At 34.6% G+C, this 12,376-nt stretch carries 9 protein-coding genes; 8 read left to right on the plus strand and 1 reads right to left on the minus strand.

Translation table 11 applies throughout. The annotated features are described in order from the left end of the window. From nusA to VLC96_RS01105, 3 genes are all read left to right on the plus strand, one after another. The coding region (gene nusA / locus VLC96_RS01095; protein ID WP_325260198.1) for a transcription termination factor NusA at positions 1 to 877 on the plus strand (877 nt) is incomplete at its 5' end. A 58-nt stretch (positions 878 to 935) separates the two neighbouring features. Further along, on the plus strand, positions 936 to 3,857 hold the full coding sequence (gene infB, locus VLC96_RS01100; RefSeq protein ID WP_325260199.1) for a translation initiation factor IF-2: 2,922 nt from the start codon (positions 936 to 938) through the stop codon (positions 3,855 to 3,857). Between the two features lie 83 nt (positions 3,858 to 3,940). Beyond that, positions 3,941 to 4,723: a 5'-methylthioadenosine/adenosylhomocysteine nucleosidase gene (locus tag VLC96_RS01105; RefSeq protein ID WP_325260200.1), complete on the plus strand. Its 783-nt coding sequence runs from the start codon at positions 3,941 to 3,943 to the stop codon at positions 4,721 to 4,723. A gap of 31 nt (positions 4,724 to 4,754) precedes the next feature. Here the strand turns inward: VLC96_RS01105 and VLC96_RS01110 are convergent, their stop codons facing one another. Next, positions 4,755 to 5,144 carry an SPOR domain-containing protein gene (locus VLC96_RS01110; protein ID WP_325260201.1) on the minus strand — a complete coding sequence of 130 codons (390 nt, stop codon included), beginning with the start codon at positions 5,142 to 5,144 and terminating at the stop codon, positions 4,755 to 4,757. A 218-nt stretch (positions 5,145 to 5,362) separates the two neighbouring features. On the opposite strand from VLC96_RS01110, the gene VLC96_RS01115 reads away from it, so the two are divergent. The 5 genes from VLC96_RS01115 (at position 5,363) to VLC96_RS01135 (ending at position 12,362) form a co-directional block, all read left to right on the plus strand. After that, positions 5,363 to 6,700, plus strand: a complete 1,338-nt coding sequence (locus VLC96_RS01115) for a c-type cytochrome (RefSeq protein ID WP_325260202.1) — start codon at positions 5,363 to 5,365, stop codon at positions 6,698 to 6,700. 85 nt (positions 6,701 to 6,785) lie between these two features. Further along, on the plus strand, positions 6,786 to 9,848 hold the full coding sequence (locus VLC96_RS01120; RefSeq protein WP_325260203.1) for a TAT-variant-translocated molybdopterin oxidoreductase: 3,063 nt from the start codon (positions 6,786 to 6,788) through the stop codon (positions 9,846 to 9,848). A 36-nt stretch (positions 9,849 to 9,884) separates the two neighbouring features. Then, positions 9,885 to 11,288, plus strand: coding sequence for an NrfD/PsrC family molybdoenzyme membrane anchor subunit (gene nrfD, locus VLC96_RS01125; RefSeq protein WP_325260204.1), 1,404 nt, complete (start codon positions 9,885 to 9,887; stop codon positions 11,286 to 11,288). Beyond that, positions 11,281 to 11,805 carry a DUF3341 domain-containing protein gene (locus VLC96_RS01130; RefSeq protein ID WP_325260205.1) on the plus strand — a complete coding sequence of 175 codons (525 nt, stop codon included), beginning with the start codon at positions 11,281 to 11,283 and terminating at the stop codon, positions 11,803 to 11,805. The genes nrfD and VLC96_RS01130 overlap by 8 nt, the downstream gene beginning before the upstream one ends. Positions 11,806 to 11,813: 8 nt before the next feature. After that, entirely contained in the window at positions 11,814 to 12,362 is a 549-nt protein-coding gene (locus VLC96_RS01135) for a c-type cytochrome (RefSeq protein ID WP_325260206.1), read from the plus strand. Positions 12,363 to 12,376: the final 14 nt, after the last annotated feature.

Genomic DNA, 12,376 nt, shown 5'->3' on the forward strand with positions numbered 1-12,376 from the left:
TACAAACCTTTATAAACAATTTAAAGATATTATAGGCGATATTTATACTGCCGAAGTGCACCATGTACGTCCAAGAGTTGTAATTTTGGTGGATGATGACGGTAATGAAATTGTTTTGCCAAAAGAAAAACAAATTCCTTCGGATTTCTTCCGAAAAGGGGATAACGTAAGAGGTATAATTGAAAGTGTTGAGTTAAAAGGGAATAAGCCTCAAATTATTATGTCCAGAACTTCCGATAAGTTCTTGGAGAAATTGTTTGAACAAGAAATTCCTGAAGTTTTTGACGGTTTGATTATGGTTAAAAATGTAGTGAGAATTCCAGGTGAAAAAGCCAAAGTAGCTGTAGATTCTTATGATGATCGTATTGATCCGGTTGGGGCTTGTGTTGGTATGAAAGGATCTCGTATTCATGGAATAGTTCGTGAACTGGGGAATGAAAATATTGATGTTATCAATTATACCAGTAATATTCAATTGTATATTACAAGAGCTTTAAGCCCTGCTAAAGTTTCTTCTATTAAAATTAATGAAGAAGGAAAAAGAGCTGAAGTGTTTTTAAAATTAGAAGAAGTTTCTAAGGCTATCGGTAGAGGAGGGCATAATATTCGTCTGGCAGGTTTACTGACTGGCTATGAGTTAGATGTTATTCGTGAAGGAGATGTTGCCGGTACTGTTGCAGATGAAGACGATGTTGAATTAACAGAGTTCTCAGATGAGATCGAAGAGTGGGTAATTGAAGAGTTTGCAAAGATCGGTTTGGATACAGCAAAAAGTATCTTGAAACACGACGTAGAAGATTTAGTAAGAAGAACAGACTTAGAAGAGGAAACGATTCTAGATGTTATGAAGATACTAAAAGAAGAGTTTGATAATTAAGCAATAGCTTACATCTGCTCTAACAACACAACGAAAAAGGTAATAATAAAAAGGTTATATGTCTGAAGAGAGAGTAATAAGAATAAACAAGGTTTTAAGGGAATTAAATATTTCGTTAGAAAGAGCTGTGGATTATCTAAAAGATAAAGGAATTGCTATTGAATCAAATCCGAACGCAAAAATTTCTGATAACGAATTTAATATCCTACAAAGTCAGTTTGCCGGCGACAAGGGGAATAAAGAGGCTTCAAAGGAAGTTAGTGAAGAGAAAAGAAAAGAGAAAGAAGCTTTGCGTATAGAGCGTGAAAAAGAAATTGAAGACAAACGTAAATTAGAAGAAGATCGTCTGAAACAACAGGAAATAATTAAAGCTAGAGCTGTATTATCTGGTCCTGTTCAAGTAGGTAAAATTGATCTTAATCCTAAAAAAGCTGCTCCTGCTCCTGATCCAGTTGTTGCTGAAAAAGTAATTACTCCTGCAGATGTAACTCCAACAGAGACGCCTATTGTTAAGGATGAAGTAAAAAAAGATACAGTTGAAAAAGTTCGAACAAATGAAACGTCAACAGAAAAAGTAATAAAAGATACTCCGGTTTCTCAGGAAAATCAAGCTAACGACAAGCCTAAATTTAAAGAAGTTAAGGTCGAAAAACAGCCAGAAACTTCAGTTCAGAAAAAGGCTAATGATGTCGTGAGTGATGCTCCTGTTGAGGAATCGATTACGACTCAGTATCAAAAGCTTTCTGGTGCAACTTTAACAGGTCAGGTAATTGATTTATCTCAGTTTAATAAACCGAAGAAGAAAAAAGAAGACCCAAAAATTACGCCAAATAAGCCTGGTACTCCAGGTGCTCCTGGTGCTAATAATGCAAACAAAAATAAGCGTAAAAGAATTGCTCCTAAACCTGGAGCGCCTAAGCCTCCTGCAACACCTGGTGTTCCTGGAGTGCCAAATCCAAATAAAATTACTCCAAATGCAAACGCTGGCGGAGGTGGTGGCTTTAATGCTAATCGAAGTGCAAGACCAGGATTTGTAAAAGGTAATAGACCTGCAATTGTTGCTAAGGTTGAACCAACAGAAGAAGAGGTTAAAAATCAAATTCGCGAAACTTTAGAAAAACTTCAAGGAAAAGGAGGGAAATCTAAAGCTGCAAAATATAGAAGAGATAAAAGAGATACACACCGTCAAAAATCTGATGATGAGCAAAGAGCTTTAGATGAAGGAAGTAAAACTATTAAAGTTACAGAATTCGTTACTGTAGGTGAAATTGCAATTATGATGGATGTGCCAATTACAAAAGTGATCGGAACATGTATGTCTCTTGGTATCATGGTTACCATGAACCAACGTCTTGATGCTGAAACATTGACAATTGTTGCTGATGAATTTGGTTACGAAGTTGAGTTCATCACTGTTGATATCGAAGAAGCTATCGAAGTAGTTGAAGATAAAGAGGAAGATTTAGTTACTAGAGCGCCAATTGTTACTGTAATGGGTCACGTCGATCACGGTAAAACATCTTTACTGGATTATATTCGTAAAGAAAATGTTATTGCAGGTGAATCCGGTGGAATTACACAGCACATTGGAGCTTATGGAGTAACGTTAGACAATGGTCAAAAAATTGCTTTCTTAGATACTCCTGGTCACGAAGCATTTACTGCAATGCGTGCTCGTGGTGCTCAAGTAACAGATATTGCCATTATTGTTGTAGCTGCCGATGATGATATCATGCCGCAAACGAAAGAGGCTATTTCTCACGCACAAGCAGCAGGTGTTCCAATTATTTTTGCAATAAACAAAATTGATAAGCCAAATGCTAACGTTGAAAAGATCAAAGAACGTTTGGCGGGTATGAATCTTTTAGTAGAAGACTGGGGTGGAAAAATTCAGTCTCATGATATTTCTGCAAAAGTGGGTACCGGTGTCAAAGAATTATTAGAAAAAGTATTATTGGAAGCTGAAATACTTGATTTGAAAGCAAATCCAAACAAAGCAGCTCAAGGTACGGTAGTAGAAGCATTCTTGGATAAAGGAAAAGGATATGTATCTACTATTCTGGTTCAACATGGTACTCTTAAAATTGGGGACTATATGTTAGCTGGAAAACATCATGGTAAAATTAAAGCAATGCATGATGAAAGAGGTAAGACGGTTACGATTGCTGGTCCTTCGACTCCAGTTTCAGTTTTAGGTCTTGATGGCGCACCTACAGCAGGTGATAAATTCAATATTTTTGAAGATGAAAAAGAAGCAAAACAAATTGCTGCAAAACGTTCTCAATTAATGCGTGAACAATCTGTACGTACACAACGTCATATTACATTGGATGAAATCGGACGTAGAATTGCTTTAGGCCAGTTTAAAGAATTGAATATTATTCTTAAAGGAGACGTGGATGGTTCTGTTGAAGCGTTATCTGATTCGTTCTCTAAATTATCAACTGAAGAAATTCAAATCAATATTATTCATAAAGGAGTTGGAGCAATTACGGAATCTGATGTTATGTTAGCTTCTGCTTCAGATGCGATTATTATTGGATTTAATGTTCGCCCTGCAGGAAATGCTAGACAATTAGCAGATAAAGAAGAAATTGATATCCGTTACTACTCTATTATTTATGCAGCTATCGATGACTTGAAAGATGCGATGGAAGGAATGTTAGCTCCGGAAATGAAAGAAGAGGTACTTGGTACAGCTGAAATTAGAGAATTGTTTAAAATCTCTAAAGTTGGAACAATTGCTGGATGTATGGTTACTGATGGGAAAATTACTAGAAATGGTAAAATCCGAATCATTAGAGATGGTGTCGTAGTTCATGAAGGTGAATTGATTGCTCTGAAACGTTTCAAAGATGATGTGAAGGAAGTGTCTAAAGGTTACGATTGTGGTATCCAGATAAAAGGTTATAATGATATCGAAGAAAGAGATGTTATCGAAGCTTACCATGAAGTTGCAATCAAAAAGAAATTGAAATAATAGTTCAATTATATAAGTTAAAAAATCCCAATTCGTTGGGATTTTTTTATTGATATTATTTATTTTTTAATCATTTAAAAATAATGGCAGCAAAACGAATTGGGATTTTGGGCGCTATGCCTGAAGAAATAAACGGAATTGTTTCGTTACTTAAAGGCAGGAGTGAAGTCATAAAAGGAATGCGTACCTATTACATTGGTACAATAAACGACATTGAAGTTGTAGTCGTATTTTCTCGTTGGGGGAAAGTAGCCTCCGCAACTACAGTAACGCATTTAATTGTTGAGTTTGGTATAACCGAATTGATATTTACTGGTGTTGCTGGGGCAATTAGTAAAGATTTAAATATTGGAGATATTGTAATTGCTAATAGTTTGGTTCAGCATGATTTGGATGCTCGTCCGATTATGAAACAATTTGAGATTCCGCTTTTAGGAAAAACTATATTGTACCCTTCGGAGAAATTATTTAATATCGTAGTCAGTAGCACTAATGAATTAATTAAAAATGATGGCTTGGCGAATTTGTTTTCTTTAAGTGAGTGCCATGCTTTCTCATTGTTTAATCAAAAAGTAGTTGTAGGTCAAATTGCAAGTGGAGACCAATTTATTTCAAGTTCTATTGAAAAAGAAAAGCTTTTGAAGGTGATTCCAAATGTTTTATGTGTAGAAATGGAAGGTGCTGCTGTCGCACAAGTCTGTTATGAATATAATATTCCTTTTGTAATTATTCGAACAATTTCTGACAGTGCTAATGAAAATTCTATAATAGATTTCAAAGAATTTACAGCCAAAATTGCTTCCAAATTGGGAGTTATTATCGTTCAAAAATTAGTAAATAATTTGAAAAATGATTTTTATCATTAAGATTTTTGTTTTTTTTACTGGTCAAAAATCTCTATTTATTAGGTTTAATCAAAAAGACGCTTTTATATTTCTTTTTTATATCTACAAGATAACGTTCTGCTTCCATTCTGGTTCTAAAATTTCCAACCCATACTTTATAGTTTGGAGTGTTAAAAATGATAGTTCCATCTAAGTTTTTATATTCCTGTTTGAACTCGGATAATGTTTTTTTTGCGGTTTCACTTACACCGTTGAATATTTGGATTTTATAGCGGTCGTTATATGTTAAATTAGGGTTGGATTTGCGCTTTTCTGTAAGTAATTGCTGAAATTTAGGATCTTCATTTACTGTTAAATTTGAGGTTTGTGCACTTATTTTTATGGCAGTGTTAGACAGTATTAAAAGCACTAATAAAGGATAGTTTGGTCTTAAGAATCTCATAATCTGATTATTTATTTTACAAAAGTAATGTTTTCAATTAATTTGAAATAAAAATCCTTATTTAGATTCTATATAAATTATAATTAAGATTATTTTAAGGTTTTGAGAATAGTTCTTAAGTCGTATTTTTGTCGCAGTTTTTAAATAAGGTTCGTTTTGTTTTCTATTTTTTTGGATTACAAACGAACAATTTTTTAGTAGATAATCAATATTAGTATATGAAAAAGGTGGGTAACCATAATTCGAATTCAAGGAAATTATTTTTAAGCTTAGCATTAGTGTTGAGTATTTCCGTAGCTTCATTTGCTCAAGATGCAGCTCCGGCTGCTGATGCAGCTGCGGCAGCTCCAGCGGCGAGTTCTGGAGGTGATGCTGCAAAAGGTAAAGAGCTTTTTAATGCCAATTGTGCTGCGTGTCACAAACTTGATGCTAAATCAACAGGACCTGCTTTAAGAGGAGTGTCTGAAAAACACGATATGGCATGGATTTATAAATGGGTACATAATAGTTCCGATTTAATTAAATCAGGTGATGCTGCTGCTGTAAAAGTTTTTGAAGAGAATAATAAAATTCCAATGACACCATTTCCACAGTTGTCAGAAGGAGATATTGATAATATAATTGCTTATACTTCTGAGCCTAAAGCTGAAGCTGCAGCTGCGCCAGCCGGTGCTCCTGCTGCAGGAACTGCCGCTACTGCTGCACAAGAGGGAGGTATTTCTAATAATGTTATTTTAGGTGCTTTGTCATTAGTAATGGCAATACTTATTGTAATGCTAGTTTTAGTTAACAATGTTTTAAGAAAAGTTGCTGCTGCTAATGGTATTGAAGTAGCTAAAAAGGAACCATCATTGCCTATCTGGAAAGCTTTTGTTAAAAACCAGTTTTTAGTTTTAGTATCAACGATATTTTTAATGCTTGTTGCTGCTTACATGGTATATGGTTATTTAATGCAGGTAGGTGTTGATCAAAATTATGAGCCTATTCAGCCAATTCATTATTCTCATAGAATACACGCTGGAGACAATGAAATTAATTGTAAATATTGTCACTCTGCTTCACGTGTTAGTAAAACTGCTGGAATTCCATCTTTAAATGTTTGTATGAACTGTCATAAAAGCATCAGTGAAGTTGCTGAAAGTACTGCAACACCTGAGTACAGCAAAGCTTTCTATGATGAACAAATTCAAAAATTATATAAAGCTGTGGGTTGGGATGCGACAAAACAAGCATATACTGGAAAAACTGAGCCTGTAAAATGGGTTCGTATTCATAACTTACCTGATTTTGTTTATTTCAATCACTCACAACACGTTACTACAGCTGGAATTGAATGCCAAACGTGTCACGGTCCGGTTCAGGAATTTGAAATAATGAAACAGTTCTCTCCACTTACAATGGGATGGTGTGTAAATTGTCACAGAAAAACTGATGTTAAAATGGAAGGCAATGAGTATTACAAGAAAATACACGAAGAACTTTCAAAAAAATATGGCGTTGATAAACTCACTGCTGCTCAAATGGGTGGTTTAGAATGTGGTAAATGTCACTATTAAGAATTTAATGTTTATCACTTTTAAGTGAATAAGATTAAAGGATAGAACAAAAAAAAAATTATTAAGATTAATATTTATATATAATATGTCATCAAACAAAAAATACTGGAAAAGTGTTGAAGAGCTAGACGGAAATAGTTCTATTGTTGAGGCGCTTAGAAATAACGAATTTGTTGAAGAAATTCCTACGGATGAGTTTTTAGGAAATGAAGCGGCTTTGTCTTCTTCTTCAACCACACGTCGTGACTTTTTAAAGTACGTTGGTTTTAGTACAGCAGCAGCTTCTCTTGCTGCATGCGAGGGTCCTGTGCATTTATCAATTCCTTATGTGCTGCAACCTGAACAAATCATTCCAGGAGTAGCTGATTATTATGCAACTTCTGTTTTTGATGGTTTTGATTTTGCAAATCTTTTGGTAAAAACACGTGAAGGGCGTCCAATTAAAATAGATAACAATACTATTGAAGGAGCAAAATTTGCTGCTAATGCTAGAGTTCATGCTTCTATATTGTCTTTATATGACAATATGCGTTTGAAAGAACCTAAAATTGAAGCTAAAGTTAGTTCTTGGTCTGCTGTTGATTCAAAATTAAAATCTAGTATTGTTGATGCAAAAGCAAAAGGAGGACAGGTAGTGTTTTTAACCAATACTTTGGCTAGTCCATCAACTGAAAAGTTGATTGCTGATTTTATCGCCAAAAATCCAAACGCTAAACATGTTATATATGATGCTGTTTCTTCTTCAGAAGCTTTAGATGCTTTTGAAACTGTTTACGGAGAAAGAGCTTTAGTAGATTATGATTTTTCAAAAGCTTCTGTAATCGTTTCTGTTGGTGCTGACTTTCTTGGAGATTGGCAAGGTGGTGGATATGATGCAGGTTATGCTAAAGGCAGAATTCCTTCAGGACCTACAGGAAGCAAAAAAATATCTAAGCACATACAATTAGAGTCTAACATGACTTTATCTGGAGCTGCTGCGGATAAGCGTATTGCAATGTCAACTGCTAATCAAAAACAAGCATTAGTTGCTATTTATAATATTATTACAGGTTCCTCAGTTGCAAATTCATTAGATGCTGCTTTTAAAGCAGATGTCACCAAAGCGGCTCAACAATTAAAAGCAGCTGGTGCAAAAGGTCTTTTGGTATCTGGTATTCAAGATAAAAACGCTCAATTATTAGTGTTGGCTATCAATCAGGTTTTGGCAAGTGAATCTTTTAATACTTCTAGAACTAGACAAATTCGTAAAGGATCTAATGAAAAAGTTGCTCAATTAATAAAAGATATGAATGCAGGAAGTGTTCATACTTTAATTATGAGTGGTGTTAATCCAGTGTATACTTTAGCAGATAGTAAATCATTTGTTGAAGGATTGAAAAAAGTTAAAACTTCAATTGCATTGTCTTTAAAAGAAGATGAAACTGCTTCTATTACTACAATCGCTGCTCCAGTTCCTCACTACTTAGAAGCTTGGGGAGATTTGACTTTAACAAAAGGTACTTATAGTTTGACTCAACCAACTATTCGTCCATTATTTAATACAAAACAATTTCAAGATATTTTATTATCAATAAACGGAATTCCTGGAACTTACTATGATTATTTAAAAGCTTTTTCAGCTTCTATAATTACAGGTTCTTCTTGGAACAAAGTATTGCATGATGGTGTGTATGTTGGTGTTGTTCCTGCTACAGCTGGTGGTACAGCTGATTATACTGGTGCTGCAAATGCATTGGCACAATCCAAAGCTACTGGTCTTGAATTAGTATTATACACTAAAACAGGAATGGGTGATGGTCAGCAAGCAAATAACCCTTGGTTACAAGAATTTCCAGACCCATTGACAAGGGTTTCTTGGGATAATTATGTTACTGTTTCAAATGCTGATGCTAAGAAATTGGGACTTTCAAACCAAATTGTTGCTAATGGTGGTTTGAATGGTAGTTATGTTACATTAACTGCAAATGGAGTGAAACTTGAAAAGGTTCCTGTAATTGTTCAGCCAGGTCAAGCTATTGGAACAATTGGAATGGCTTTGGGTTATGGTCGTAAAGAATCTTTAAAAGAAGAAATGCAAGTAGGTATTAATGCCTATGCTTTATATAACGGTTTTAATAATGTTCAAACTGTTACCATTGAGAAAGCTTCTGGAGAACATGAATTTGCTTGTGTTCAAGGTCAGAAAACTTTAATGGGTAGAGGTGATATTATTAAGGAAACTACACTTGAAATTTTTAATACTAAAGATGCTGAATTGTGGAATGAAAAACCAAAAGTTTCTTTAGATCACAAAGAGGTTGAAGCTACTTCAGTTGATTTATGGGGTTCATTCGATCGTTCAACAGGACACCATTTTAATCTATCTATTGATTTGAATGCTTGTACAGGTTGTGGTGCTTGTGTAATTGCATGTCATGCTGAAAACAATGTTCCTGTTGTTGGTAAATCTGAAGTAAGAAGAAGTAGAGATATGCACTGGTTGCGTATTGATAGATATTATTCTTCTGAAAGTACATTTGAAGGAGATAACGAAAGAAAAGAAAACATTGCTGGTTTATCAAGTTCTTTGTCTACATTTAATGAAATGGAAAAAGCAGGTGATAATCCACAAGTAGCTTTCCAACCAGTAATGTGTCAACATTGTAATCACGCTCCTTGTGAGACTGTTTGTCCTGTTGCTGCAACTTCCCATGGTCGTCAAGGTCAAAACCAAATGGCTTATAACAGATGTGTTGGTACTCGTTACTGTGCTAACAACTGTCCTTATAAAGTACGTCGTTTCAACTGGTTCTTATACAACAAAAACAGTGAATTTGATTATCATATGAATGATGATTTAGGACGTATGGTTTTAAATCCAGATGTGAATGTTCGTTCTCGTGGAGTTATGGAGAAATGTTCTATGTGTATTCAAATGACACAAGCAACAATTTTGAAAGCTAAAAACGAAGGAAGAACTGTTAAAGATGGAGAATTCCAAACCGCTTGTTCAAATGCTTGTTCTACTGGAGCAATGATATTTGGAGATGTAAATGATAAAGAAGCTGAAGTCACTAAATTGGTTGAAGATGAAAGAAGTTATCATTTATTAGAGCATATTGGAACAAAACCAAATGTTGTATACCACGTTAAAGTTAGAAATACCTAGTACAAAAATTATTAATTAAGAATCAAATAAAGGATTATGTCGTCTCACTACGAAGCAGCCATTAGAAAACCCTTAGTTATAGGTGATAAATCTTATCACGATATAACTGTTGATGTAGCCGCACCTATTGAAGGTAAAGCAAATAAACAATGGTGGATTGTATTTTCAATCGCATTAATAGCCTTCCTTTGGGGATTAGGCTGCATTATATACACAGTGTCTACAGGTATTGGTACTTGGGGACTAAACAAAACAGTTGGTTGGGCTTGGGATATTACTAACTTCGTTTGGTGGGTTGGTATTGGTCACGCAGGAACTCTTATCTCTGCTGTACTTTTATTATTTCGTCAAAGATGGAGAATGGCTATTAACCGTTCTGCAGAAGCAATGACAATTTTCTCAGTGATCCAAGCAGGTTTGTTCCCGATCATCCACATGGGGCGTCCTTGGTTAGCATATTGGGTATTACCAATTCCAAATCAATTTGGATCTCTTTGGGTAAACTTTAACTCTCCGTTACTTTGGGACGTATTCGCAATCTCTACTTATCTTTCAGTATCATTAGTTTTCTGGTGGACTGGTTTGTTACCCGATTTTGCAATGTTACGCGATAGAGCTATAACACCATTTAATAAAAGAGTATACTCTATTCTAAGTTTTGGATGGAGTGGTAGAGCAAAAGACTGGCAACGTTTTGAAGAAGTATCGTTAGTTCTTGCTGGTTTAGCAACACCTCTTGTACTTTCTGTGCATACTATTGTATCTATGGACTTTGCTACTTCTGTTATCCCAGGATGGCATACTACAATTTTCCCTCCTTACTTTGTTGCTGGAGCTGTATTCTCTGGTTTTGCAATGGTAAATACTTTACTTATCATTATGAGAAAAGTTATTAACCTTGAAGCGTATATTACTATTCAACATATCGAATTAATGAACATCGTAATTATGATTACAGGTTCTATCGTAGGTGTTGCTTATATTACTGAGTTATTTATTGCTTGGTATTCAGGAGTTGAATATGAACAATATGCATTCTTAAATAGAGCTACTGGGCCTTACTGGTGGGCTTATTGGGCAATGATGACTTGTAACGTATTTTCACCACAATTCATGTGGTTCAAAAAATTAAGAACAAGTATTATGTTTTCTTTCATTATCTCTATAGTTGTAAATATTGGAATGTGGTTTGAAAGATTTGTAATTATTGTAACTTCATTACATAGAGATTATTTACCATCTTCATGGACTATGTTCTCTCCAACATTTGTTGATATTGGAATTTTCATCGGTACAATTGGATTCTTCTTTGTATTATTCTTATTGTACGCAAGAACATTCCCTGTTATTGCACAAGCCGAGGTTAAAACAATTTTGAAAGCAACCGGAGAACATTATATTAAAGAAAGAGAAGCTAATAAACATTCACATCATGAGTAATAAAGTTATATACGCCATTTATAATGACGATGATATTTTGATGGATGCTGTAAAAAAGACACGTGCAGCTCATCATCATATTGAAGAAGTATTTACACCATTTCCAGTTCACGGATTGGATAAAGCAATGGGACTTGCACCTACACGTTTAGCGATATGTGCTTTTATCTATGGTTTGTGTGGTTTATCTTTTGGAACTTTCTTGATGGATTTTGTAATGATTCAGGATTGGCCTCAGGATATTGGTGGAAAACCAAGTTTTAGTTATATTGATAATATGCCAGCTTTTGTGCCTATTATGTTTGAAGAAACTGTATTTTTTGCAGCTCACTTGATGGTGATTACCTTTTATATGAGAAGCAGATTGTGGCCTTTTAAACAAGCTGAAAATCCAGATGTAAGAACTACTGATGATCACTTTTTGATGGAAGTTGCCGTAAATAATAATGAAGAAGAATTAATTTCATTTTTCGAAGGTACAGGTGCAGTAGAAGTTAAAGTAATTGAAAAGCATTAATTGTAGATATGAAAAGTTTATATAAAATAACACTTGCATTGGGTTTAATGGTAACGGTTTCATCATGTCATCATAATGATAGTCCTAATTACCAATATATGCCTAATATGTACGAGGCAGTAAGTGCAGAAACTTATTCTTCAGTTCCTGTTGATGTGTTTAAAAATGGGAAAGAAGGTCAACTTCCTGCTGTTGGTTCAATAAATAGAGGTTTTGAACCTTTTGAATATGAAAATACTCCAGAAGGATATGCATTGGCAAAAGCCAATTTGAAATCTCCTTTAGATTCATTAGATAGAAATTCTGATAAAGGAAAAGAACTTTTTGAAATTTACTGTATTAGTTGTCATGGTGCAGCTGGTGATGGTAAAGGAAAATTAGTTGAAAGAGAAAAATTTCTTGGTGTACCTAATTATAAAGATAGGGACATCACTGAAGGAAGTATTTTCTTCGTTGAAACTTATGGTTTGAATGCCATGGGTTCACATGCTAATCAAATGAGTGCTCACGAACGTTGGTTAGTTGCTGACTATGTTCTTAAACTAAAAGCACAATAATAATTGTTGAACAA

It is taken from the genome of Flavobacterium sp. (genome assembly GCF_035456085.1).
GTDB lineage: Bacteria > Bacteroidota > Bacteroidia > Flavobacteriales > Flavobacteriaceae > Flavobacterium.

Excerpts from the sequence above, each read along its gene's own strand:
- infB (WP_325260199.1), top strand. The coding sequence starts at position 936 with ATGTCTGAAGAGAGAGTAATAAGAATAAACAAGGTTTTAAGGGAATTA.
- VLC96_RS01105 (WP_325260200.1), top strand. The coding sequence starts at position 3,941 with ATGGCAGCAAAACGAATTGGGATTTTGGGCGCTATGCCTGAAGAAATA.
- VLC96_RS01110 (WP_325260201.1), bottom strand. The coding sequence starts at position 5,144 with ATGAGATTCTTAAGACCAAACTATCCTTTATTAGTGCTTTTAATACTG.
- VLC96_RS01115 (WP_325260202.1), top strand. The coding sequence starts at position 5,363 with ATGAAAAAGGTGGGTAACCATAATTCGAATTCAAGGAAATTATTTTTA.
- VLC96_RS01120 (WP_325260203.1), top strand. The coding sequence starts at position 6,786 with ATGTCATCAAACAAAAAATACTGGAAAAGTGTTGAAGAGCTAGACGGA.
- nrfD (WP_325260204.1), top strand. The coding sequence starts at position 9,885 with ATGTCGTCTCACTACGAAGCAGCCATTAGAAAACCCTTAGTTATAGGT.
- VLC96_RS01130 (WP_325260205.1), top strand. The coding sequence starts at position 11,281 with ATGAGTAATAAAGTTATATACGCCATTTATAATGACGATGATATTTTG.
- VLC96_RS01135 (WP_325260206.1), top strand. The coding sequence starts at position 11,814 with ATGAAAAGTTTATATAAAATAACACTTGCATTGGGTTTAATGGTAACG.